The sequence below is a fragment of the Nocardioides luti genome, from assembly GCF_014212315.1.
Classification (GTDB): Bacteria; Actinomycetota; Actinomycetes; order Propionibacteriales; family Nocardioidaceae; genus Nocardioides; species Nocardioides luti.
In genome coordinates this window covers 2,956,751-2,979,729 of record NZ_JACKXE010000001.1, presented here as the reverse complement: position 1 = coordinate 2,979,729, position 22,979 = coordinate 2,956,751, and the positions used below count along the sequence as shown (strand labels likewise).

The 22,979-nt window shown below is 72.4% G+C and carries 23 protein-coding genes and 4 tRNA genes; 11 read left to right on the top strand and 16 right to left on the bottom strand.

All coding sequences use genetic code 11. The features are described 5' to 3' along the window. Window positions 1-146 precede the first annotated feature (146 nt). The 5 genes from pstB to H5V45_RS14110 all read right to left on the bottom strand — a co-directional run bounded on the left by pstB (window position 147) and on the right by H5V45_RS14110 (window position 5,227). On the bottom strand, window positions 147-926 hold the full coding sequence (gene pstB / locus H5V45_RS14130) for a phosphate ABC transporter ATP-binding protein PstB (RefSeq protein WP_185253512.1): 780 nt from the start codon (window positions 924-926) through the stop codon (window positions 147-149). 9 nt (window positions 927-935) lie between these two features. Then, complete coding sequence (pstA, locus tag H5V45_RS14125) at window positions 936-2,024, bottom strand: phosphate ABC transporter permease PstA (protein ID WP_185253511.1); 1,089 nt, start codon at window positions 2,022-2,024, stop codon at window positions 936-938. Beyond that, complete coding sequence (gene pstC, locus H5V45_RS14120) at window positions 2,021-2,968, bottom strand: phosphate ABC transporter permease subunit PstC (RefSeq protein WP_343061564.1); 948 nt, start codon at window positions 2,966-2,968, stop codon at window positions 2,021-2,023. Before pstC ends, pstA begins: the two co-directional genes overlap by 4 nt. Window positions 2,969-3,055: 87 nt before the next feature. Beyond that, complete coding sequence (gene pstS, locus H5V45_RS14115; protein ID WP_343061563.1) at window positions 3,056-4,168, bottom strand: phosphate ABC transporter substrate-binding protein PstS; 1,113 nt, start codon at window positions 4,166-4,168, stop codon at window positions 3,056-3,058. A 198-nt stretch (window positions 4,169-4,366) separates the two neighbouring features. Beyond that, on the bottom strand, window positions 4,367-5,227 hold the full coding sequence (locus tag H5V45_RS14110) for an NUDIX hydrolase (protein ID WP_185253509.1): 861 nt from the start codon (window positions 5,225-5,227) through the stop codon (window positions 4,367-4,369). Window positions 5,228-5,268: 41 nt separating this feature from the next. Here H5V45_RS14110 and H5V45_RS14105 point away from each other — a divergent pair, with 41 nt between their 5' ends. Then, window positions 5,269-6,318 carry a hypothetical protein gene (locus H5V45_RS14105; protein WP_185253508.1) on the top strand — a complete coding sequence of 350 codons (1,050 nt, stop codon included), beginning with the start codon at window positions 5,269-5,271 and terminating at the stop codon, window positions 6,316-6,318. Between the two features lie 20 nt (window positions 6,319-6,338). On the opposite strand, the gene H5V45_RS14100 is transcribed toward H5V45_RS14105, so the two are convergent. The 5 genes from H5V45_RS14100 to H5V45_RS14080 form a co-directional block, all read right to left on the bottom strand. Beyond that, window positions 6,339-8,495, bottom strand: a complete 2,157-nt coding sequence (locus H5V45_RS14100; protein WP_185253507.1) for a heavy metal translocating P-type ATPase — start codon at window positions 8,493-8,495, stop codon at window positions 6,339-6,341. Further along, window positions 8,492-8,698 (bottom strand): heavy-metal-associated domain-containing protein, encoded by a 207-nt coding sequence (locus H5V45_RS14095; RefSeq protein WP_185253506.1) that lies wholly within the window; start codon window positions 8,696-8,698, stop codon window positions 8,492-8,494. Before H5V45_RS14095 ends, H5V45_RS14100 begins: the two co-directional genes overlap by 4 nt. 26 nt (window positions 8,699-8,724) lie before the next feature. After that, window positions 8,725-9,018 carry a metal-sensitive transcriptional regulator gene (locus tag H5V45_RS14090; protein ID WP_185253505.1) on the bottom strand — a complete coding sequence of 98 codons (294 nt, stop codon included), beginning with the start codon at window positions 9,016-9,018 and terminating at the stop codon, window positions 8,725-8,727. Window positions 9,019-9,106: 88 nt separating this feature from the next. Continuing rightward, window positions 9,107-9,271 carry a hypothetical protein gene (locus H5V45_RS14085; protein WP_185253504.1) on the bottom strand — a complete coding sequence of 55 codons (165 nt, stop codon included), beginning with the start codon at window positions 9,269-9,271 and terminating at the stop codon, window positions 9,107-9,109. Between the two features lie 211 nt (window positions 9,272-9,482). Further along, on the bottom strand, window positions 9,483-9,686 hold the full coding sequence (locus H5V45_RS14080) for a cold-shock protein (protein ID WP_068108172.1): 204 nt from the start codon (window positions 9,684-9,686) through the stop codon (window positions 9,483-9,485). Window positions 9,687-10,249: 563 nt separating this feature from the next. On the opposite strand from H5V45_RS14080, the gene H5V45_RS14075 reads away from it, so the two are divergent. Further along, window positions 10,250-10,322: transfer RNA gene (locus H5V45_RS14075), tRNA-Lys, on the top strand. A gap of 73 nt (window positions 10,323-10,395) precedes the next feature. Beyond that, window positions 10,396-11,253, top strand: a complete 858-nt coding sequence (locus H5V45_RS14070) for a hypothetical protein (protein WP_185253503.1) — start codon at window positions 10,396-10,398, stop codon at window positions 11,251-11,253. Here the strand turns inward: H5V45_RS14070 and H5V45_RS14065 are convergent. After that, window positions 11,235-11,759, bottom strand: coding sequence for a GNAT family N-acetyltransferase (locus H5V45_RS14065; protein WP_185253502.1), 525 nt, complete (start codon window positions 11,757-11,759; stop codon window positions 11,235-11,237). The genes H5V45_RS14070 and H5V45_RS14065 overlap by 19 nt on opposite strands. Before the next feature lie 79 nt (window positions 11,760-11,838). Here H5V45_RS14065 and H5V45_RS14060 point away from each other — a divergent pair, with 79 nt between their 5' ends. After that, complete coding sequence (locus H5V45_RS14060; RefSeq protein ID WP_185253501.1) at window positions 11,839-12,498, top strand: PaaI family thioesterase; 660 nt, start codon at window positions 11,839-11,841, stop codon at window positions 12,496-12,498. Window positions 12,499-12,525: 27 nt separating this feature from the next. On the opposite strand, the gene H5V45_RS14055 is transcribed toward H5V45_RS14060, so the two are convergent. Continuing rightward, the gene (locus H5V45_RS14055) at window positions 12,526-14,013 is read right to left on the bottom strand and encodes an NAD(P)/FAD-dependent oxidoreductase (RefSeq protein WP_185253500.1); all 1,488 of its coding nucleotides are present in this window, start codon (window positions 14,011-14,013) and stop codon (window positions 12,526-12,528) included. Between the two features lie 269 nt (window positions 14,014-14,282). Between H5V45_RS14055 and H5V45_RS14050 the strand changes: the two genes are divergently transcribed. From H5V45_RS14050 to H5V45_RS14040, 3 genes are read left to right on the top strand one after another with little or no spacing between them, the layout of a single operon-like run. Beyond that, on the top strand, window positions 14,283-15,170 hold the full coding sequence (locus H5V45_RS14050) for an ATP-binding protein (RefSeq protein ID WP_185253499.1): 888 nt from the start codon (window positions 14,283-14,285) through the stop codon (window positions 15,168-15,170). Beyond that, complete coding sequence (locus H5V45_RS14045) at window positions 15,167-15,583, top strand: CrcB family protein (protein ID WP_185253498.1); 417 nt, start codon at window positions 15,167-15,169, stop codon at window positions 15,581-15,583. The genes H5V45_RS14050 and H5V45_RS14045 overlap by 4 nt, the downstream gene beginning before the upstream one ends. Continuing rightward, on the top strand, window positions 15,580-15,909 hold the full coding sequence (locus H5V45_RS14040) for a CrcB family protein (protein ID WP_185253497.1): 330 nt from the start codon (window positions 15,580-15,582) through the stop codon (window positions 15,907-15,909). The genes H5V45_RS14045 and H5V45_RS14040 overlap by 4 nt, the downstream gene beginning before the upstream one ends. On the opposite strand, the gene H5V45_RS14035 is transcribed toward H5V45_RS14040, so the two are convergent. From H5V45_RS14035 to H5V45_RS14025, 3 genes are all read right to left on the bottom strand, one after another. Next, window positions 15,900-16,253, bottom strand: coding sequence for a metallopeptidase family protein (locus H5V45_RS14035; RefSeq protein ID WP_185253496.1), 354 nt, complete (start codon window positions 16,251-16,253; stop codon window positions 15,900-15,902). The two genes, H5V45_RS14040 and H5V45_RS14035, sit on opposite strands and share 10 nt — an antisense overlap. Before the next feature lie 68 nt (window positions 16,254-16,321). Further along, window positions 16,322-16,395: transfer RNA gene (locus H5V45_RS14030), tRNA-Asp, on the bottom strand. Between the two features lie 83 nt (window positions 16,396-16,478). After that, window positions 16,479-16,551, bottom strand: a tRNA-Glu gene (locus H5V45_RS14025). A 141-nt stretch (window positions 16,552-16,692) separates the two neighbouring features. Between H5V45_RS14025 and H5V45_RS14020 the strand changes: the two genes are divergently transcribed. After that, on the top strand, window positions 16,693-18,375 hold the full coding sequence (locus H5V45_RS14020; protein ID WP_185253495.1) for a hypothetical protein: 1,683 nt from the start codon (window positions 16,693-16,695) through the stop codon (window positions 18,373-18,375). A 77-nt stretch (window positions 18,376-18,452) separates the two neighbouring features. Further along, window positions 18,453-18,526, top strand: a tRNA-Phe gene (locus H5V45_RS14015). An 80-nt stretch (window positions 18,527-18,606) separates the two neighbouring features. On the opposite strand, the gene H5V45_RS14010 is transcribed toward H5V45_RS14015, so the two are convergent. Then, complete coding sequence (locus tag H5V45_RS14010; RefSeq protein WP_221634013.1) at window positions 18,607-18,996, bottom strand: hypothetical protein; 390 nt, start codon at window positions 18,994-18,996, stop codon at window positions 18,607-18,609. 133 nt (window positions 18,997-19,129) lie between these two features. Here H5V45_RS14010 and H5V45_RS14005 point away from each other — a divergent pair, with 133 nt between their 5' ends. Beyond that, complete coding sequence (locus H5V45_RS14005) at window positions 19,130-20,449, top strand: cytochrome P450 (RefSeq protein WP_185253494.1); 1,320 nt, start codon at window positions 19,130-19,132, stop codon at window positions 20,447-20,449. Between the two features lie 85 nt (window positions 20,450-20,534). Continuing rightward, window positions 20,535-22,955, top strand: a complete 2,421-nt coding sequence (locus tag H5V45_RS14000; protein WP_185253493.1) for an SCO7613 C-terminal domain-containing membrane protein — start codon at window positions 20,535-20,537, stop codon at window positions 22,953-22,955. Window positions 22,956-22,979: the final 24 nt, after the last annotated feature.

Below are 22,979 nucleotides of genomic sequence, written 5' to 3'. Positions count from 1 at the left end.
GCTGCAGCGGCTATCCACACCCCCGGCAGCGCCGGCATAGTCCGCTACGAATTTGTCGTCCATCGGCTGTCCCGACGACGAAATCGTGTCGGACTATCCGGGGCAACTCCCTGACACCGGCGCCCGCGCCGAGCGCCCTCGAGCACTCAGCCGAAGCGGCCCGAGATGTACGCCTCGGTGGACTCCTGGTCGGGCTGGGTGAACATCTTCTTGGTGGGGTTGAACTCCACGAGGTGGCCGGGCTCGCCGGTGGCCTTGAGGTTGAAGAAGCCGGTGTCGTCGGAGACGCGGGCGGCCTGCTGCATGTTGTGGGTGACGATGACGATCGTGTAGTCGGTCTTCAGCTCGTGGATCAGGTCCTCGATCGCGGAGGTCGAGATCGGGTCGAGGGCCGAGCACGGCTCGTCCATGAGCAGCACCTGCGGCTCGACGGCGATCGCGCGGGCGATGCAGAGCCGCTGCTGCTGGCCGCCGGACAAGCCCATGCCGGGCTTGTTGAGACGGTCCTTGACCTCGGCCCAGAGGTTCGCCGCGGAGAGCGAGCGCTCGACGATGGTGTCGGCCTCGGACTTCTTCATCTTCTTGGCGTTCAGCCGGTTGCCCGCGAGGACGTTGTCGTAGATCGACATCGTGGGGAACGGGTTGGGGCGCTGGAAGACCATGCCGATCTCGCGGCGTACGGCGACCGGGTCGATCGAGGCGTCGTACAGCGACTGCCCGTCCACCATGATCTTGCCCTCGACGCGGGCGCCGGGGATCACCTCGTGCATGCGGTTCAGCGACCGCAGCATGGTGGACTTGCCGCAGCCGGAGGGGCCGATGAACGCGGTCACGGACCGCGCCTTGATGGTCATGTTGACGCCCTCGACGGCGAGGAAGTCCCCGTAGTAGATGTTCAGGTCGGAGACGTCGATGCTCTTGGCCATGAGTGGGGCTCAGCCTTTCTTGGGGGCGAAGATCTTGCCGACGAAGCGCGCCAGCAGGTTGAGGACCATCACGATCACGATGAGGACCAGGGCGGCCCCCCACGCGCGGGCGATCCCGGGCGCCTCGGCGCCGCTGCCGGCGGGCGCGATGCCCGGCTGGGTGAACGAGTAGAAGATGTACACGGGCAGGGTGGTCATCCGCTCGTGCATCAGGTTGAGGTTGACCGAGTCCGTCTTGCCGGCGACGACCAGCAGCGGCGCGGTCTCCCCGATCACGCGGGCCACGGCGAGAGTCACACCCGTGATGATGCCGCCCAGGGCCGTCGGGAGCACCACCTTGGTGATCGTGCGCCACTTGGGTACGCCGAGGGCGTACGACGCCTCGCGCAGGTCGTCGGGCACCAGCCGCAGCATCTCCTCGGCCGAGCGGACCACGATCGGGATCATCAGCAGCGACAGCGCGACGGAGCCGCCGAAGCCGAGCCGGGCCTGCGGACCCAGGATCAGCACGAAGACCGCCAGCGCGAAGAGGCCGGCCACGATCGAGGGGATGCCGGTCATCACGTCCACGAGGAAGGTGATCCACTTCGCGAGCTTGCTGCCCTTGCCGTACTCGACGAGGTAGATCGCAGCGAACAGCCCGACCGGGACCGAGATGGCGGCGGCGGCCAGCGTGACCAGCAGGGTCCCGAGCAGCGCGTGGTAGATGCCGCCGCCGGGGCCGACGATGTTGCGCATGTCGTAGGTCAGGAACTCGACGCTGATGACCGAGGCGCCCTTGCTGACGACGGTCCAGAGCAGCCAGACGAGCGGCACCACGGCCAGCCCGAAGGCCGACCACACCAGCGAGGTCATCAGCCGGTCGACGGCGGCGCGGGAGTTCTCGACGCCCAGCGACCACAGCGGCAGCCCGACGAGGAACAGCAGCAGCGCCAGCAGCAGCCACGGCACCAGGCCCCAGCCGAGCAGCATCGCCGGCAGGCCGGCGCCGGCGAGCGCGAGCACGCCGATCAGCGCGGGCGCCCAGCGCGGCAGCCGCGGCTGCGCGAGGGACATGGACGAGGAGACGTCCTTGAGGGCGAGCTCGGAGGCGCTCATCGGGCCATCCTCCGCTCGCTGCGGCCCACGACCCAGCGGGCCGCGAAGTTCACCGCGAAGGTGAAGGCGAACAGCACCAGGCCGGTCGCGATCAGCACGTGCAGCTTGGCCGGCGTCGCCTCGGAGAAGCTGGAGGCGATGTTCGAGGCGACCGTGGCCGGGTTGGTGTTCGAGATCAGGTTGAGCGTGACGACCGGCGAGGCGGACAGCACCATCGCGACCGCCATCGTCTCGCCGAGCGCGCGACCCAGGCCGAGCATCACGGCCGAGACCATGCCCGAGCGGGCGTAGGGGAAGACCGTCAGCCGGATCATCTCCCAGCGCGTCGCGCCGAGCGCGAGCGCGGCCTCCTCGTTCAGCCGTGGGGTCTGGGCGAAGATCTCGCGCGAGATCGCGGTGATGATCGGGAGGATCATGATCGCCAGCACGATGCCGGCGGTGAAGATGGTGCGACCGGTCACGGACGCCGGACCCTTGAAGAAGGGGATCCACGAGGCGTGCTCGGCCAGCCAGGTGTGCAGGCTGACGAGGTACGGCGCCAGCGTGCGCGCCCCCCACAGGCCGAACACCACGGACGGGACGGCCGCGAGCAGGTCGACCACGTAGGCCACCGGGGTCGCGAGCCGGCGCGGCGCGTAGTGCGAGATGAACAGCGCGATCCCGAACGCGAACGGCACCGCCAGGACCAGCGCCAGGAGCGCGGCCAGGATCGTGCCGAACACCAGCGGGCCGACGTACGAGAGGAAGTCGGCGCTGGGGGCGTAGGTCGACGCGGGCTGGCTGAGGCCGGGGATGCCCTCGATCGTCAGGAAGACGAAGACCCCGGCGAGCGCGGCCAGGATGACCAGGCCCGCTCCGCGGCTGAGGCCGGCGAAGACGCGGTCGCCCCGCCGGCGCGGCGGGGTCGCCTGCCGGGTCTCGTCCGGGGTCATGGTGGCTGTCACTGCTCTCCTCAGCTCGGGTCCGGCGTGGCGATGCGGCGAGCCGGTTCCCCGACCCGCCGCACGCCGTGTGCTGCTGTTGAACTGACGTTACTTGGCGGCGATCTTCTCGACGATGCCGGCGGCTTCCTGCTGCAGCGACGAGTCGAGCGGCGCGGAGCCGGCCTGGTCGGCGGCGGCCTGCTGGCCCTCCTCCGACACGACGTACGACAGGTAGCCCTTGACCAGGTCGGCGTCGGACGCCTTGTCGTAGGTCTGGCAGGCGATGAGGTACGACGTCAGCATCAGCGGGTAGGCACCCGAGTCGGTCGCGGTGCGGTCCACGTCGATCGCCATGTCGACCGCGTCGCGGCCCTCGGTGCGCGGCGACTCGGCGAGCACCTGCGCGGCGCCCTCGGCGGTCGGGGCGTTGTACTCCGAGCCGACCTTGATCTTGGCGACGCCGAGGTCACCGGCCTGGCTCTCGTCGGCGTAGCCGATCGTGCCGTCGCCGGCCTTGACCGCGGCCACGAGGCCCGAGGTGCCCTCGCCGGCCTCGCCACCCTTGAGCGGCCACACGCCGTCGTGCGGGTCGGCCCACTTGCCCTCGGCAGCCTTCTCCAGGTAGTCGGTGAAGTTGCTCGTGGTGCCCGAGTCGTCCGAGCGGTGCACGGGGGTGATCGTCGTGTCGGGCAGCGTCGCGTCCGGGTTGTCGGCGGCGATGAGCGGGTCGTCCCACTTCGTGATCGTGCCGTTGAAGATCTGGGCGATCACGGGGGCGGACAGCTGCAGGTCGTCGACGCCCTGGAGGTTGTAGACGACGGCGATCGGGCTGACGTACGCCGGGACCTCGATGGCCGGGGAGCCGCCGCAGCGCTCGGTGGCCTTGTCGAGCTCGCCCTCGTCGGTGCTCAGGGCGGAGTCGGAGCCTGCGAAGAGGTAGGCGCCGGAGATGAAGTTCTCGCGGCCCGTGCCGGAGCCGACCGGGTCGTAGTTCACGGTGACGGCGTCGCCGTTGGCGCCCTGGAACCCGGCGCGCCAGGCGGCCTGGGCCGACTCCTGGGCGGACGAGCCGCCGCCGTTCAGCGTGCCGCTGAGGTCACCCGAGCCGGAGCCCGTGCCGGTGTCGCCACCGGTGTCGTTGCCAGCGGCGCAGCCCGAGAGGGCCAGGACGAGGACGGCGATGCCGGGGACGATCGCCCGGCGGAGAGAGGAGCGCTTCACGTCGTTCTCCTGAAGATTCGTGGTCATCACACGAAGGAAGTTAGGGAGCGCAGGTGACTGGACCGGCCGCCGTCGGTGAACGAGGGGTGAATACGAACCGGCTGGACGTCCACAAAAGGCCGGAAACGAGACGGCCATCACGTGAACACGGCCCGGAGGTCTTGACGAGCGCTGCGCGAACCCTCCGCTGGAGCTCGGTCAGTGCAGCCAGTGCCGCTCGGTCGCGACGACCTCGCCGTGGCGCAGGTGGGCGACCAGGAACGCACCCGGCTCGAGCCTGTCGTCGGGCACGCCGAGGGCGGCCAGCACCCCCGGGAGCACCGGCCGGTGGGTGCAGACGACCGCGGCGTCACCGCTCCCGACCAGTGCCGTCACCGCCCGCCGCACCGAGGCGGGCGAGGCGCCCTCCTCGCTGAGCCCGTCCTCGACCTCGAGCGGCCAGCCGGTGGTGTCGGCGAACGGGCGCACGGTGTCGAGGCAGCGCCGGGACCCGGAGGTGAGCACACGACTGACGCCGTACGCCGCGAGAACCGGGACCAACCGCTCCGCCTGCAGGCTGCCCGACTGGAGGAGCGGTCGCTTCCGGTCGTCCTTGCCCCAGCCCCGGCGGCTGCGGGCGGACGCGTGGCGCAGGACCACGACGGGCCGGGTGGGACGGCGCAGCGGCCGCGACGCCCGCAGCGTCGCCCGGTCGTAGCCGTAGGTGAGCAGCTCGAGCGCCTCGTCGTACGGCACCCAGCGCACGCCGTCGATCTCGTCGTTCAGCCGGTAGCCGCTCACGTCGTGGTCGCCCAGCACCCGGCCGACCCAGTAGGACACGTGCTTGGTGCGCCCCCCGGCCACGAGGTAGCGCTGCGGCTCCAGCGGCGGCCCGAGGCGCACGTGCAGCCCGGTCTCCTCCTCGACCTCGCGGACCGCGGCGGCGGTGACGTGCTCGCCGGGGTCGAGCTTGCCCTTCGGGAACGACCAGTCGTCGTACTTCGGGCGATGGACCAGCAGCACCTGCTTGCCGGAGCGGTAGACCACGGCTCCTGCCGCGAGCACGTCCCTGGGGGGCATGACAGTAGTCTCACACCACCTCGCCCAGGAACGGAGACCGCGTGCGCAAGCGCCTCATCATCGTGGCCGCCGTCGTGGTGGCGCTCGCCCTCGTCGCGGCCGGTCTGCTGTGGTGGCGCAGCCAGCAGGGCACCGACCTCGAGCGGGCCGCGGCCCTGGCGCCGCCGGACGCCGAGCGGCTCTCGTGGACCGACTGGGCGGGCGTACGCCGTGAGCTCGGCGTCTCGCTGGACGCCGACTCCGGCACCTCCCAGCTGCGGAAGTTCCTCGACCAGGGCTACGACGCCGACCTCACGTCCGGCTCCGCGCTGGTCCAGTCCGCGCCGGTGCTGCAGGCGAAGTTCGGCTTCTCCCCCGCGAGCGTCGACTGGGAGCTCTTCAGCCAGTCTCCCCAGGGCGCCGTCGTGATCCTGCACCTGCCCGAGTCGACCGACTTCGGCGACCTCGAGGCGAACCTCACCGACCTCGGCTTCACCCGACCCTCCAGCGACACCGGCGTCTGGCAGGGCGGCGACCTGCTCAGCAGCATCGGCTCGGACCTGACCCCGGAGCTGCAGTTCATCGCCCTCGACGCCGAGCGCGGGCTGGTGCTGACCAGCGACGAGCCGACCTACCTCGCCCAGGCCGTCAAGGACTCCGACGGTGGCGACGGGGTCGCCGACGACCTGCGCCAGGTCATCGCGGCGTCCGGCGACCCGCTGTCCGCGGCCGTCTACTCCGGTGCCTACACCTGCGAGAAGCTCGCGATGAGCCAGGCCGACCCGGGCGACCAGGAGCAGGCCGACCAGCTGCTCCGCGACGCCGGCAAGGTCAACCCGGTCACCGGCTTCGCGATGTCCGTCCAGCCCGACCGCGACGTCCGGGTGGTGCTCGGCTTCGAGAACGACGACCAGGCGCGCACCAACGCCGACTCGCGCGCCGCCCTCGCCGCCGGCCCGGCGCCGGGCCAGGGCGGCGACTTCGCCGACCGCTTCAGCGTCCGCTCCGTCACCGCGGACGGGTCGCTGGTGACGATGGACCTGAAGCCGGTCGAGGGTGCCTACGTGCTGTCCGACCTGAGCAACGGGCCGGTGCTCTTCGCGACCTGCTGAGGCTGATGCTCCAGCCGTCGTCAGCGGAAACGCCGCAGCCGCAGGCTGTTGGTGACGACGAAGACCGACGAGAGCGCCATCGCGCCGCCGGCGACCATCGGGTCGAGCAACCCCAGCGCGGCCAGCGGCAGCGCGGCGACGTTGTAGGCGAAGGCCCAGAACAGGTTGCCCTTGATCGTGGTGAGGGTACGGCGCGCCAGCCGGACCGCGTCCGCCGCGACCCGCAGGTCGCCGCGCACCAGCGTCAGGTCGCTGGCCTCGATCGCCACGTCGGTGCCGGTGCCCATCGCGAGGCCCAGGTCGGCCTGGGCGAGGGCGGCGGCGTCGTTGACGCCGTCGCCCACCATCGCGACGACGTGACCCTCGGCCTGGAGCCGACGGACCTCGTCGACCTTGCCGCTCGGCAGCACCCCGGCCACCACCCGCTCGATCCCGACCTCGGCGGCCACCGCGCGAGCGGCGCGCTCGTTGTCGCCGGTGAGCAGCACCGGGGTCAGCCCCAGGTCGCGCAGCCTCCGCACCGCCTCGACGGAGGTCGGCTTCACCGTGTCGGCCACGACCAGCGCCCCGCGGGCCTGCCCCTCCCAGCCGACCAGCACGGCGGTCCGGCCCGCGGACTCCGCCGCCTCGACGGCGTCGGCGAGCGCCACAGGCACGGCCAGCCCGCGCTCGGCCAGCAGGCTCGGCCGTCCGACGAGCACGTCCCGGCCCTCGACGCCCCCGCGGACGCCCAGGCCCTCGAGGTTCGCGAAGCCCGTCACGTCCGGCAGCGGTGCCGCGCCGGCAGTGCCCGCCACGACGGCCCGCGCGATCGGGTGCTCCGAGGCGGACTCGAGCGCCGCCGCCAGGCGTCGTACGTCGTCCGGCGACTCGCCCGCGGCGACGACCACGTCCACCAGGCTCATCCGCCCCGTGGTCACCGTGCCGGTCTTGTCCAGCACCACGGTGTCGACCCGACGGGTGGACTCGAGCACCTCGGGACCCTTGATCAGGATGCCCAGCTGCGCGCCGCGGCCGGTGCCCACCATCAGCGCGGTCGGCGTCGCCAGCCCCAGCGCGCACGGGCAGGCGATGATCAGCACCGACACGGCCGCGGTGAAGGCGTCGGTCGCGGAGCCCCCGAGCAGGAGCCACCCGGCGAGGGTGGCGAGTGCGAGCACGAGGACCACCGGCACGAAGACGCCGGAGACCCGGTCCGCCAGCCGCTGCACGTCCGCCTTGCCGCTCTGGGCGTCGGCGACGAGACGGGCCATCTGGGCCAGCTGGGTGTCGCTCCCGACCCGGGTGGCCCGGACGACGAGGCGCCCGCCGGCGTTCACGGTCGCGCCGACGACGGCGTCCCCGGGCGCCACCTCCACGGGCACCGGCTCGCCGGTCAGCATCGAGGCGTCGACGGCCGACGTGCCGGAGTCGACGACGCCGTCGGTGGCGATCTTCTCGCCCGGGCGTACGACGAAGAGATCACCGACCGCGAGCCTCTCGGCCGGGACCAGCACCTCGCGGCCGTCGCGGAGCACCGCGACCTCCTTGGCCCCCAGCGACAGCAGCGCGCGCAGGGCGGCACCGGCCCGCCGCTTGGAGCGGTGCTCGAGCCAGCGGCCCGCCAGCAGGAACGTCGTGACCACGGAGGCGGCCTCGAGGTAGAGGTGTCCGCCGGCGACGAGCGCCACGACGGACCAGAGGTACGCCGCCCCCACGCCCAGGGACACCAGGGTGTCCATCGTGGTGGCACCGTGCCGTGCGTTGACCGCGGCGGCCCGGTGGAAGGGCCAGGCCCCCCAGAGCACGACTGGGGTGGCCAGGACCAGCGAGACCCAGCCCCAGCCCTCGAACTGCAGGGCCATCACCATGCCGAGCAGGACCACCGGCAGCGACAGCACCGCGGAGACCACGAGCCGCACGGTGAGCGGGTCGCGGCCCTGCGTCTCCTCCACGGGCTCGGCGGCAGGGAGGGCGGCGGCGTACCCCGCGGCCGCCACGGTGGCCAGCAGGTCGTCGGTCGAGACCGCAGCGGAGTGGTGGACCCGGGCCTTCTCGGTCGCGTAGTTCACCGTGGCCGTGACGCCCTCGAGCTTGTTGAGCTTGCGCTCGATCCGGTTCGCGCAGGAGGCGCAGGTCATCCCGGAGATGTCGAGCTCGACGTCGGTGCTCGTCCCCGTGCCCACGTGGCCGGTCATGCCAGCACGTAGCCGGCCTCCGTCACCGCCGCCTCGACCCGCTCCCGGTCGAGCGGGGTGGCGCTGGTGACGGTGACCGTGCCGGTCGCGAGGACGACGTCGACCTGCTCGACGCCGTCCAGCTCGCCGATCTCCTCGGCGACCGAGGCGACGCAGTGGCCGCAGGTCATGCCGGTGACGGTCCAGGTGGTGGTCTCGCTCATGTCGTGCTCCTCGTCGTCGTGGGTGCTCAGGACCGGACCAGGCGCGCGATCGCGTCCACGGCCTCGGTGACCTTCTCGCGCGCCTCGGCGTCGCCCACGCGGGCGGCGTCGACGACGCAGTGGTTCATGTGCTCCTCCAGCAGGCCGATCGAGACGGCGTGGAGGGCCTTCGTCATCGCGGAGACCTGGGTGAGGATGTCGATGCAGTACTGCTCCTCCTCGACCATCCGCTGCAGGCCACGGGCCTGGCCCTCGATGCGGCGCAACCGCTTGAGGTAGTCGTCCTTGCGGTGGATGTAGCCGTGCTGGTGGTCGTCCATGCCCACGAGGGTACCCCCATGGGGTATACCGCTCAAGGTGACGGGAGCGGTGCGCGAGGAGCGCGGCGGGTCTCGGCCCGCGGCGGGCTCAACCCGCGGTGGGAGCGTCGGGATCGACCCCGAGGATCTCGTCGATCTGGCCCTCGGACAGGTGGTCGTCGGACTCGCTCGCGGCGATGATGAGGTTGGTGGTCAGCTCCACCTCGCCGAGGAGGTCGGCGTCCTCGAGGGTGACGTCGAACTGGTCGTGCACCGTTGGTAGCTCCTCACTCTGACGACTGCCGGACTGTCCCCTGCCTCCCAGCGTGCCCGACGGGTGGTGGCGACAAACACGCGGGGCCAAATCTGGCCCGTTCGGGCTAGACGTCACCCCCCAGACGGAAACGAGGCCCCACCCGCACGGGGTGGAGCCTCGTTCGAAGGCCTGTCGGACAGGTGCTGCCCGGTCGGCTGTTGTGCGTCGGTCAGACCGCGCGCACGTTCTCCGCCTGCGGACCCTTCGGGCCCTGCGTGACGTCGAACTCGACCTTCTGGTTCTCGTCCAGGGACTTGTAGCCCTGGGTCTGAATCGCCGAGTAGTGCACGAAGACGTCGTCGCCGCCGTCCTCCTGCGCAATGAAGCCGAAACCCTTCTCGGCGTTGAACCACTTCACGGTGCCTTGAGCCATTACTGGTTACTCCTATATGGGGCGAGAGGTCATCACTTCGACGACCCCGCATCAGATGCGGTGACACGTCGCTCCCACCCTGGATAGGCACCCATGAGAAGAAACGCCGTTGGATCACAAACTCCGCGGGCGTCAGACCTGCTGGAACTTGCACCTGTTGCTGGAGCGACACTATCAAGCCTGGGGCGAGGCGGAAGATTCCCGGCCGACGAATCTTGCGCACTTGGTGTGAAGGTTCCGCGTCGACGGTGTGACAGGGCGGCGAACGACGACCTCCCGCGTCCGTCGCGTACGCCGTCCGCACGCCGTTCGCACGCCGTCCCGAGGCGGGGATCGGGCGACCTGGGCGGTGGGTCGCGGTGGTGCCCGAGCCGCCACGCGACCCGACGCCCGCGGCTCGGAGCCCCGCCCCGGGCACTCACGGCCAGATCGTCGGCGTCCACCTGCTGGTCATCCGACACTGCGATCGGCCTGCGCACCGACCAAGGCATAATCGGACGCGGTCATGGGCGGGCGGCGCCCGCTGGTCGTCCGGCAGTCCCGGACGAGCGCTCCCGTGTCCGGGGCCTCTAGCTCAATTGGCAGAGCAGGAGACTTTTAATCTCTTGGTTGTGGGTTCGAGTCCCACGGGGCCCACCCGCGCGGGCGTTCTGGACCAGACCGCCGAACCGCAGGCGTAACCGCCTCTCCCGCGAGTAGTTTCTCCGGCATGGGAGACGCACGGGGGAACGAGTCGGGCGAGGGCGCCTACGACCTGTTCGACCGCTGGCTCGCGCACCGTGAGGGGGCCGGCGAGGGGGCCGGTGACGCGGAGCGGGAGCAGCCGACCGCCGCCCCGGCCGCCACGTTCGAGAACCCGCTCTTCGCGGACACCACCACCGCTCCCGCCGTCGCCCCCGAGGTGGTCGCACCCGAGCTGCGGGAGCGCGAGGACTCACCGCTGCTGCCCGGCGCGCCGGCGGCCCCGGCCGCCCCCGAGCCCGATCCCGCCCCGGCCAGGACCAGCGAGCACGACGCGGCCCGGGCGGTCGTGGCCGCCTTCGCCGAGCAGCCCGCGACGGAGCAGGTCGCCCCGGCACCGGCATCTCCGCCGCCGCCGCCGCCGCCGCCGACCCGCGAACCCCTCGTCGCCGAGGGCATGCCGGCGGTGGTCGAGTTCGCTCCGCGCCGCGGCGTACGCCGGGTGGTGGGCGTGCTGCTGCTCCTGGCCCTGGCCGCGACGGTGCTGACGGCGTACCTCGCCTGGCAGGACCGCACCACCACGAGCATCGGCATCGCGGCCACCTTCGGCGTGCTCACCGGCATCATCTGGGCGGTGCGCTCGGGCTCGTCGGTGGCGGTGCTCAGCGTCCGCGGCGGGATGCTGATCGTGGAGCGGGCCGGCGGCCGCCACCAGTTCGACCTGGCCAGCCACTACACGCCGGTCGAGATCGTGGGCGAGCCCGGCAGCCGCGGCTGGAAGGTCCTGTTCGTGCGCCGGAGCATGGCGCCGTTCGTGATCGACGCGTCGATGGTCGACCCCGTGGAGTTCACGCGCGTCGTGCGCTACTACCGCCCCGAGGACTGAGAGCCGGTCGCGATCCAGTAGCGGCGCTTGCCGTTGCGGGAGTCCTCGTAGGCGCCGCCGTTGGCCTCGATCGTGCCCCGCGAGGCCAGGTTGTCCTCGTCGCAGGTCAGCAGCACCCGGTCGAGCCCGAGCGCCGCCGCCCGCGGCAGCGCGAGCCCGAGCGCCCGGCCGGCGTGCCCCTCGCGGCGCCGCGAGGGCCGGACCGAGTACCCGATGTGGCCGCCCTCCTCGAGCAGCCAGTCGTTCAGCGTGTGCCGCAGCGCCAGGAAGCCGACGACCTCGTCGCCCTCGGCGATCCAGAGGAACGTGCAGGGCACCCAGTCCTCGCGGATCGGCGTCTCCGCGGCGCCGAGCAGCCAGGCGACGTACGCCGCACAGCCCTCCTCGTCGTACGTCGGCACCTCGTGCCCGAGGCCCGAGCCGTGCGGGTAGCCGTCGCCGAACTCCTGCATGGCCGCGGCCCAGGTCGCGTGCAGGCGGACGTCGGGGGTCACGAGCGCGGTCATGGCGCCATTCCACCAGCGGCCGGCACCCGCCGCCCACCGGTTGTCGAGGTCGACTGGAACACGTTCTAGACTCCGCGGCATGGCTCGCTACGCGCAGGAGGACGTCACCGCCGCCGAGGTGGCCCGCCAGAAGGCGCTCTACGGGCCGCTGACCCAGAGCATCCGCGAGCTGGTCGACGCCGCGATCCGCACCGAGGTCGACGACGACACCGTCCGCGCGGCCCAGGCCGAGATCGAGGCCGTGACCGCCCGGCTGCGCGCCCGCCAGCTCGAGGGGTCGTACGGCGTCCGCTTCACGCCCAGCGGCGGCAGCCGGGCCTGGGGCAACGCGGTGGTCGGGACGCGCAACGCGGTCGCGCCGCCGCTGGTGATCCACCACGAGGAGAGCGGGCGCGCGTGGTCGGACTTCGACCTCGGCGCGGCCTACGAGGGACCGCCGGGGCTGGTGCACGGCGGGGTCGCGGCCCTGGTGCTGGACCAGATGCTCGGCGAGGCCGCGGGCGCCGGCGGCAAGCCCGGCATGACCGGGACGCTGACGCTGCGCTACCGCCGTGCCACCCCGCTGGGGCCGCTGCGCGCCGAGGCGCACATCGACCGGGTCGAGGGCATCAAGACCTACGCGGTCGGCCACCTCGCGGACGCCGAGGGCGTCACCGTCGAGGCCGAGGGCGTCTTCATCCTGCCGCGCTGGGCGCGCGAGCGGCTCGAGGAGAGCGGCTTCCCGTCCCGCTTCGAGTGAGTCGAGGCCGGCCGGAGCCGGCCCGCGTCAGACCCGCTCGGCCGCCGGCACGCCGCGCTGGCCGGCGTCGGTGAGCCGGGCCTCCTCGGCGGCCTGCGCCTCGAGCTCGGCGCGACGGGTCGTCTCGAGGAGCTGTCGCGCGGCGTCGTACGCCCCCGGGTCGGAGACCAGGTCGGCCGCACCGCGCTTGAGCCGCGCCAGCGCGCTGCGCGCGAAGATCTGCTGCTCGGTGGTGGTGCGCTCCGAGCGGCCGCGGCCGAGGAACGAGACGAACCAGTGCAGGACCGCGGTGACGCGGTTCTTGAAGCCGGTGATGTAGACGAGGTGCACGGCGAGCCACATCAGCCAGGCGATGACGCCGGTGAGGCGGAGCTTGCCGACCATCGCGACCGCTCGGAAGCGGCTGATGATCGCCATCGAGCCCTTGTCGAAGTACTTGAAGGGCGGCTGCGAGGGCTCGCCCTTGATCCGGCCGGTGATCTCCTTGGCGGCGTACTTCGCGCCCTGGATCGCGACCTGCGCGACGCCGGGCAGGTGATCGAGGGCGATCATGTCGCCGACCACGAACACCTCGGGGTGGCCGGGCAGCGTGAGGTCGGGGTTGACGCTGATCCGGCCGGCCCGGTCGAGCGGCGCGCCGGACTGCTCCGAGAGCGTCTTGCCGAGCGGGCTGGCCTGGACGCCCGCGGCCCAGATCTTGGTGACCGTGTTGATGACCTCGACGCGGCCGTCCTTGAACTTCATCTCGATGCCGCGCTCGTCGACGTCGGTGACCATCGCGCCGAGGATCACCTCGACGCCGAGGCCCTCGAGCTCGGCCTTGGCCTTGGCGCCGAGCTTCTCGCCGAACGGCGGCAGCACCTGCGGCGCGGCGTCGACGAGGACGACGCGGGCGGTGCGGGTGTTGATGGCGCGGAAGTCGCGGCGCAGCGTGCGATGCGCGAGCTCGGCGATCTGGCCGGCCATCTCGACGCCCGTGGGGCCGGCGCCGACGACGACGAAGGTCAGCAGGTGGTCGACGTTGTCGCCCCGGACGGCGCCGAGCTCGGCCATCTCGAAGGCGCCGAAGATCCGGCCGCGCAGCTCGAGCGCGTCGTCGATGCTCTTCATGCCGGGGGCGAACTCGGCGAACTGGTCGTTGCCGAAGTAGGACTGGCCGGCGCCCGCCGCCACGATCAGCGAGTCGTACGCCGAGACCGTCTCGCGCCCGAGCACCTGCGAGGTGACGGTGCGGGCCTCGAGGTCGATGTCGGTGACCTCGCCGAGCAGGACCTGGGCGTTCTGCTGGCTGCTCAGCACCTCGCGCGTCGGCGGGGCGATCTCGCCCTCGGAGAGGATGCCGGTCGCGACCTGGTAGAGCAGCGGCTGGAAGAGGTGGTGGGTCGTCTTGGCCACCATGGTCACGTCCACGTCGGACCGGCGCAGGGCCTTGGTGCCGAAGAGCCCTCCGAAGCCGGAGCCGATCACCACGACCTGGTGACGCTGGCCCGGTGCCTGCTGCTGCGTGGTTGCCATGGCGAACCTTCCTGCGCGGTGGATCCGTGTGTCCCTTGCCATCATTCTCCCGCCGCCGCGCACCCAAAGACCAATCCGCCCATCGTCTGGTCGATCACATGCCTCTTGACCGGCGGCCGGACTGGTCTCATTTTTGACCAACCGATGTTTGCCCCGCGAGGACGCCGGGTAAGCAGCCTTCGAACGACTTGCCCCGATCCCGTCCCCCCGTGAGGTCCACCGTGCCGCTGAGCAGGCCAGCCCTGTCCTTGGGCTCGGGTCCCCGCGGCGTGCAGAACGCACGCCGGTGGGTCACGGAGGTGTTCGAGGAGATCGGCCGGGAGGACCTCGTCGAGTGCGCCCAGCTCGGCGTCTCCGAGCTCGTGACCAACGCCCTGCTGCACGCCGAGGCCCCCATCTCCGTCCGGGTCCGCGGCACCCGCGAGCACCCGCGCGTCGAGGTCAGCGACTCCACCGGCCAGCCGCCGCTGCTGCCGTCGATGGGCTTCGACGACGAGGACGACGACCTGCTCGTCACCTTCGGGCGCGGCCTCTCGATCGTGTCCCGCTGCTCCACCGCTTGGGGCGCCGAGATCGAGGAGTTCGGCAAGGTGGTCTGGTTCGACCCCGCCGCCGAGCCCGGCGACGAGGGCGTCGACGGCGTCATCACCGGCCTCCCCGACGCGAGCGCCCGGCCCCGTCCCGGAGACGGCCTGGTCGAGATCGAGCTCCACGGCGTGCCGCTGCGCAGCTTCTTCGGCTTCCAGATGCACTACCGCGAGCTGCGTCGCGAGGTCCGCCTGCTGGCGCTCGCGCACGAGGAGAAGTACCCCCTCGCCAAGACCCTCTCCGACCACTTCGGCGCCCTCGACCGCCAGCTGAGCGAGGGCATCGGCGCCTACCAGATCGACGAGGCCATCCGCAGCCGCCGCAACACCACCGACCTCCGCGTCGCGATCGCCGCCGACGGCGCCAGCACGGTCGGCCGCTTCCTCGAGCTGCTCGACCTCGCCGACGACTTCTGCCGCGAGCAGCGCCTGCTCTCGCTGGCCCGCTCGCCCGAGCAGCGGCTCTTCCAGCGGTGGTTCCTCGGCGAGTTCGTCCGCCAGGAGCGTGGCGAGGCCCCGCAGGCGTGGCACGATTCCTCGATGACGAGTCGCCGCAGCAGCGTGTCGTGACCCCTGCTCCCCCGCCGCGGATGGTCGCGGCGGTGGCCCTGGGCGGTGCGCTCGGGGCCCTGCTCCGCTGGGCGCTCGGCCAGCTCGTCCCCGACGGTTCCGGCTTCCCCTGGACGACCTTCGCGATCAACGTCAGCGGCTCGTTCGCGCTGGCGCTACTGCCCGCGCTCGCGGCCGTACGCCGATCCGCACTGCTCACGGTCGGGCTCGGCACCGGCGTGCTCGGCGGCTACACCACGCTGTCGGCGTACTCCGAGCAGGCGCGTGCGCTGCTCGCCGACGGCCACGCCGCGATGGCCGCGGCGTACCTCCTCGGCACGCTGGTCGCCTGCCTGGTCGCGGTGGCGCTGGCGGACCGCCTGTCCACCGCGCCGGAGCGGACGTCCTTCGACGACGCGGACGGTGACCGGTGACGCCGCTGCTCGTCGCGCTCGGTGCGGCCGTGGGCGCCCCGCTGCGCTACCTCGCCGGGCACTGGCTGGACGGCCGCTTCCCGTGGGGGACGCTGCTGGTCAACGTCGTCGGGTCGTTCCTGCTGGGCCTCTTCTCCGGTCTGTCGCTCGGCGAGCACGCCCTCGCCCTGCTGGGCACCGGCTTCTGCGGCGGCTTCACGACGTACTCCGCCTTCGCCGTGCGCACCCACGCCCGCGGCTGGGCCGGGGGCACGGCGTACGCAGTCGCGACCGTGCCCGTGGCGCTGGCCGCGTGCGCGCTGGGCTGGTGGCTGGCTCAGGCGTAGCCGAGCTCGTGCAGACGGTCGTCGTCGATGCCGAAGTGGTGGGCGATCTCGTGCACCACGGTGATCCGGACCTCCTCGACGAGCTGCTCGGGGGTGTCGCAGAAGGCCAGCAGCGGCTTGCGGAAGATGAAGATCCGGTCCGGCAGCTCCATCACCCCGTCGCCCCAGCGCTCGGTGAGCGCGATGCCGTCGTAGAGCCCGAGCAGGTCGGGCTCGTCGGCGGGCGCGTCGTCCTCGACGAGGACGACGACGTTCTGCACGAGCGAGGCGAGCTCGTCGGGGATGTCGTCGAGCGCACGGTCGACGAGGGCCTCGAAGTCGGAGCGGCTCAGGTCCACGGGCACGGCCCCATCATCGCGGAGCGGCACAAATGCAGAACGCTCCGGATCAGGTGATCCGGAGCGTTCTTCTGCGACCCCGACGGGACTCGAACCCGCGGCCTCCGCCGTGACAGGGCGGCGCGCTAACCAACTGCGCTACGGGGCCAGGTGACTCACTGGTGAAGCGCTGGAACTCTAACCCATCGGTGTCGGTGTCTCCCAATCGGGCCGACCGGCACCACCAGGTCGCACCCCCAACGGGATTCGAACCCGTGCTACCGCCGTGAAAGGGCGACGTCCTAGGCCGCTAGACGATGGGGGCCGGACTGCCCCGACAGCATAGGGGCGGGCGCGGATCGGCTCCAAAAGGCCCGCTGGTCCGTCTCGGAAACGCCTGCGCGCACCCTCCGGGGCGCGACTTTCGCGATTTACCGACCCGCCAGGGCCGAAGTCGATTAAGAACATGCCCATGAACGACGGTCGCGCCCGCCAGTCCTCCGAACCCATCGTCGAGCACGGAGCCCGGAAGGGCCTGTCAGCGAGGTCCAGGATCACGCTGATCACGGCGCTTGCCTGCGTCATCGTCTCCTTGGGGATCGCCGGGCCCGCAACGGCAGGGCGTGGTGAGGCGAAGACGTGGGACCGGACCGGAAACGCCCGACCACAGGTCGTCGGGAAGATCCAGGTCGGCGAGGTTCTGCGGGTACGCACGGGCACGTGGCCGCGCGGCACGACCTTCACCTACCGATGGCGGGCCGACTCTCGGCGTGTTCCCCACGCCACCAAGAAGCAGTTCGCCCTCACGACCGCCCAAGTCGGTCACACGATCTCCGTGTCAGTGACCGGTCACAGGGCTGGCCACCCCGCGGTGACGAGAAGCAGCCGGTCGACCCCGATCGTGCCGCCGGCGTCCTTCTCGAATCTCCCTATCCCCTCCATCGGAGGATCACCGTCCTTCGGCAGCACCCTGAGCGCTCAGGCCGGCACGTGGGGACCACCCGACATCCGCTTCGCCTACCAGTGGCTGTCGGACGGCGTCCCGATCGGGGGCGCGACCTCGCCCCAGTACGTGGTCGAAAGTGCCAACATCGGCCAGGCTCTCAGCGTCAGCGTCACTGGTCATGCGCGTGGCTACGTGGACCGCACCGTCCTGAGCGCAGCAACGACGAAGGTTCCCGTTCCGCCCGTCACCGGGCGAGTTGCCACCCGTACGCAGCGCATGACGCAGTCGACCCTGAACTCCACGCAAGAGGGCTGGTACGAGAACGGACAGGTGCTGACCTTGAGCTGCTATCAGCGGGGACAGTCCGTCCAGGGCTACTTCAGCTCGTCCTTCCCCAACGGCGGTTGGGACAACCTGTGGTACCGCGTGGACGACGGTCACTACGTGGCCGATGTGGATCTGGAGACGGGAACACTGGATCCAGTCGTCCCCGCCTGCGCTGACCAGCCGGTCGCCGACACCACCAATGCGCGGGTCATGGCTACGACCCAGCGCATGTCAAGCGCGACACTCAACTCGACCCAGGATGGCGTCTACACAGCCGGCAGCCGGCTCACGCTGACGTGCTTCGTCCACGGTCAGCCGGTCAAGGGCTACTACAGCAGCTCGTTTCCCGGCGGGTACGACGACCTCTGGTACCAGGTCAACGACGGCCACTGGGTTGCCGACGTCGACCTGCAGACCGGCAGCAACGACCCGGTGACGCCGGGCTGCTCGAGTCCGCCACCGGCACCCGCCAACAACGACCTGACGACGAGGGCCAAGTCATGGCTCGATGCTCGGGTCCCCTACGACCAGGGTTCGTACTACACCAACCAGTACGGAAAGTACCGACAGGATTGCTCGGGATTCGTCTCGATGGCACTCGGCCTGCCGTCGAGTTACACGACCGTCACGCTTCCACAGGTGATGCATCCGATCGGCAAGGACGACCTCCGTCCAGGCGACTTCATGCTGAACTCCGCCTCCGGCAACAACGGTCACGTCGCGATCTTCATGGGCTGGACTGACTCCTCGCGCACTCACTACGTGTCGTGGGAGGAGAACGGGGTTCAGGGATACACGTTCTCTCAGGTGGTTCCCTACCCGTACTGGTCCTCGTGGTCGGGAAGCAGCAACTACAAGCCCTACCGTCGCAACTGACAGGAGGGCCGCCGCCGTCCCGGTCTGCAGCGCAGATTCGTGGCCGGGATCGCGCTCATGTATCTTTTCCCTCGCTTGGGCAGGTAGCTCAGTCGGTACGAGCGATCGCCTGAAAAGTGATAGGTCGGCGGTTCGACCCCGCCCCTGCCCACAAGCACCGCAGGTCCTGGACCTGCAGGACGCCCCCGTCGGACTCCGACGGGGGCGTTCGTCGTTCCGGGCGTCGACGACTCAGGCCAGCGCGGCCAACACCTGGGCCTTGGTCTTGCCGGACAGGCCCGTGAGCCCGCGGCGGCGGGCCTCGTCGCGCAGCTGCGCCACCGTCCAGGTGCTGTCGGGCGTGGCGGCGACGGACACCTCGGTCCGCGCCCCGGCGGGAGCCTCGACCGGCGCGGCCGCGACGACCTCGGCGGGCACCTCGGCGGCGACCTCCCCGACGAGCTTGCGGGCCTTCTTCTCGACCTTGGCGAGGCGACGCTCCAGCCGGACGACGCGGGCCTCCGCCTTCGTGGCCCGCTTCTTCCAGGCCGCGCGCTTGTCCTGCGACCGCTCGAGGGCGGCCCGCAGGTCGGCGACCGTGGCGGTCAGCTTCTGCTCGGCGGTCGGCTTCTTCTTGGCCATGGGGGCTCCTCGGGGTAGGTCCTCAGCATGCCTGCCGCGTCCACACCCAGCATCCGGTCGGCCGGTCCGGACCACCCCCGCACTGGCATACTGAACGTGATTCAGTAGTGAGACGCCGTACGAGGAGCCGTCGATGAGCCTCACGTCCCCGCTCGAGCACCGTGCCGCCGCCACCGTCCGGTGGGGCCTGGGCCACGCCCTCCCCCGCGTCGCGATCCGCGGCTCGGCCAAGCGGGGCGACCTGCACGGCCGGCTGATCGAGGCCACGACGCAGACCGACACGGTGCCGCTGGAGCTCTTCCGCGAGATCCGCGAGGACGGCCCGCTGCACCGCTCCCGCTTCGCCTTCGTCACCGCCTCCCAGCCGGTGGTCAAGGAGGTGCTGACGAGCAACGACGTGCGGGCCGGCGTGGAGTTCGGCCCCGAGGGACCGCTCGGCCGGCTGCACAGCTGGGCCGCGCGGACCGCGCCGATCGGCCCGCTGACGCCGCCGTCGCTGCTGGTCACCGAGCCCCCCGACCACACCCGCTACCGCAAGCTCGTCACCCGCGTCTTCAGCGTGCGGGCGGTGCAGCGGCTCCGCGGCCGCACCGAGCAGATCGCGCAGGAGCTGCTCGACGGGCTGGACCCGACCCGGCCGGTCGACCTCGTCGAGGCCTACTGCGCCCAGCTGCCCGTGACCGTCATCGCCGAGATCCTCGGCGTCCCCGAGCAGGACCGTGACCGCGTGCTGCGCTTCGGCACCGGCGCCGCCCCCAGCCTCGACCTCGGCCTGTCCTGGCGCACGTTCCGCGACGTGGAGGCCTCGCTCACCGAGTTCGAGCAGTGGCTGGGCGAGCACCTGCTCGCCGTACGCCGCAACCCCGGCGACGACCTGCTCAGCCAGCTCGTACAGGCCCGCGACGAGGACGGCCGCGGCCTCGACGACGCCGAGCTCAAGGCCACCGCGGGCCTGGTCCTCGCGGCCGGGTTCGAGACCACCGTCAACCTGCTCGGCAACGGGATCGCGCTCCTGCAGGAGCACCCCGAGCAGCTCGCCGCGCTGCGCGAGGACCCCTCGCTGTGGCCGAACGCCGTCGACGAGGTGCTCCGCTACGACCCGCCGGTGCTGCTCACCGGGCGCACCGTCGCCCGCGACACCGAGGTCGCCGGGGTCTCCGTGCCGAGGGGCGCGGTGATCACCACGCTGCTGGCCGGGGCGAACCGGGACCCGGAGGTGTTCGCCGACCCGGACCGCTTCGACGTACACCGGGAGAACGCCGCCGACCACGTCTCCTTCTCCTCGGGCCGCCACTACTGCCTCGGCGCCGCGCTCGCGCGGATGGAGGGCGAGGTCGGGCTGCGCTCGGTCGTCGAGCGCTTCCCGGACCTGCGGCTCGAGCCCGGGGCTCGGCGGCGCACCACCCGGATCCTGCGCGGGTACGCCGCGCTGCCGGCGCGCCTGCAGCCCTGAGTCCCCCCTCGTCTGAGCACCCGGGCCCAGGAGCCTGAGTCCTCGGACCCTGTCCGCGGCGCGCGGGAGCGGGCTCAATGAGCACATGCCGCGCTACGCCGACCCCTCCCTGTGCCCCGACTGCCACGCCGTGCTGCCCGTCGGGCCCGCCACCTGCCCCCGCTGCCGGCTCCCCCTCCAGGGGCCCCTGGCCGCTCGCCTCCTCGAGACGCTGAGCACCGCCGACCGGCTGCTCGCCGAGCTGCGCCTCACCGCGCCGGCCTTCGCGCCGGTCGCCGAGGCGTGGACGCCGGAGGCCTACCCCGCAGCCTCCCGGGCGGAGGCTCCGCGCCGGCGCGGCCTCGGGGCCCCCTCGGTCCCGCGGATCCTGCTCTCGCTCGGCGCGCTGTGCCTGCTGGTCGCCGCCGTCACGTTCCTCGCCGTCGCGTGGTCGTGGCTCGGCGTCGGCGGCCGGACCGCGATCCTGGTCGCCCTCACCGTCCTCAGCAGCGGCCTCGGGCACCAGCTGGCCCGCAAGGACCTGCGCCTCGCCGGGGAGGCCCTCACCGTGGTCGCCTTCGGGCTCCTCACCCTCGACGTCATCGGCGCGGACAACGCCGGCTGGCTGGGTGACCTGGACACCTCCGGCCTCGCGGTCGCCGTGGGCGGCACGCTGCTCGTGGTGGCCCTGGTGCTCGCCCTCGCCGGCCGGACGCGGCTCACCGCCCCCGAGGTCGTCGCGCCGCTCGGCCTCCTGGTGGCCGCCGCAGGGGCGTTCGACGCCACCGGCCACCCGGACGTGGTCGCCACGGTCGCCGTCCTCGCCGGCACCGCCCTCGCCCTGCTCGCCCGGTCGCAGGCGCGGCCGGTCCTGCTCGGGTCGTCGCTCACCGTCGCGCTCGGCTGGTGGCTCGTGCTCGTCGCATCCGGCCTCGCCGACGCCGCCGACCACGCCTCCTTCGCGGCCCTGTGGGCCGACGGCCACGGCGTCACGTTGGCCACGGCCGCCGTCCTCGCCCTGCTGCCGCTGGTGGCCCGCGCCCCGTCCGCGGCGGTCACGTCCGGCCTCGCGGCCGCCGCCGTCCTCGCGAGCGTGGCGATCGCCCTGCCGGGGGTCGACCACGGCACCACCCGCCTGGCCCTCGTCGCCCTGGCCGGGCTGCTCGTCTGGTCCGCGGTGGCGCTGGTCGTCGACCGGCGCCGCCTCGCGGCCCCCGCAGCCCCGATGGCCCTCGCGGCCCTCGTCGTGGCGGTCGTCGCTGCCGGGCTCGTCGCCTCCGCGATCGCGACCGTCCTCGGTGTCGGTGCACCGTTCACCCGCCCGCTCGGGGTGCGCCTCGAGCCCGTGGACGGCGGCGCCAGCCCCGCCCTGCTGGTCCCCCTCGCGCTCGGCTTGCTGCTCGCCGGCCTCGCGGTCGCACCCGCCCCCCGTCGTACGACCATCGCGCGGAGCGTCGCCCCGCTCGTCGTCCTCGCCGCGGTCGGGACGCTCGCGCTGCAGCCTGTCCCCCTCGGGACCGTCGTGGTCGCGCTGCTGGCGACCGGCGCCGCCCTGCTGGCCCTGGGCGTACGCCGTCACGACGACGGCGGGCTCCAGGCCTCCACGGCCGGGGCCGCTGTCTGCCTCGCCGCCGCCGTCGTCGCCCTGCCGAGCGCGGGCCTGACCCTGGTCGCGCTGCTGGCGGTGGTCGGCGCCGCTGCGACGGCCGCCCTGCGCGGGGCGCGCGCCGACGTCGTCCTCGCCGGCGAGACGGTGCTCCCGGCCGCGCTGGCCGCGCTGCTGTGGACGGCCGGGGAGGTCGTCGGTCTCGACGAGGCCCTCCGGGCGGCCCCGCTGCTGCTGGTCGTCGGGCTGCTCGCGATCGCCCGGCCGCGTCCCCTGCTCGAGGGCTCGGCAGCCCTCGCGGGCGCGGTCGCCGCCGTCGCGTCGATCGCGGTCGCCACCGACCAGGACACCTCGCTGGCCCTGCACCTCACGCTCGCGGGCGCGCTCGTCACCGCGAGCGCTCTCGTGCACCCGTCGCGTCGCCTGCTCGCTTGGCCGGGCGGCCTGCTGCTGGCCGCAGCGACCTGGGTCCGGCTGGCGGACCTGGGCGTCGACGCCCCGGAGGCCTACACGCTCCCCACGGCTGTCGCCCTCGTGCTCGTCGGCCTGGCGCACCTGCGCCGGGAGCCGGGCTCGTCAACTGCCGTGGCACTCGCGCCCGGACTCGTCCTCGCGACCGTGCCGTCGCTGCTGTGGGTCCTGACCGGCGACCCGGTCACGCTGCGGGCACTGCTCCTCGGGCTCGGCTGCCTCGGGCTGGTGCTCGCCGGGCTCCGGCTGCGCTGGGGCGCTCCCCTGGTGGTCGGGTCGGCGGCCGGTGCGCTGGTGGTGCTGCGCGAGCTGGCGCCGTACGCCGGCGGCACCCCGCAGTGGGTCCTGATCGGGCTGGCGGGCACGCTGCTGACCGTCCTGGGCGTGACCTGGGAGAGCCGGCTGCGGGACGTCCAGCACGCGTCGGCGTACCTCGCCCGGCTGCGCTGAGCCTCGCGTCCGCGCGCGGGGTGC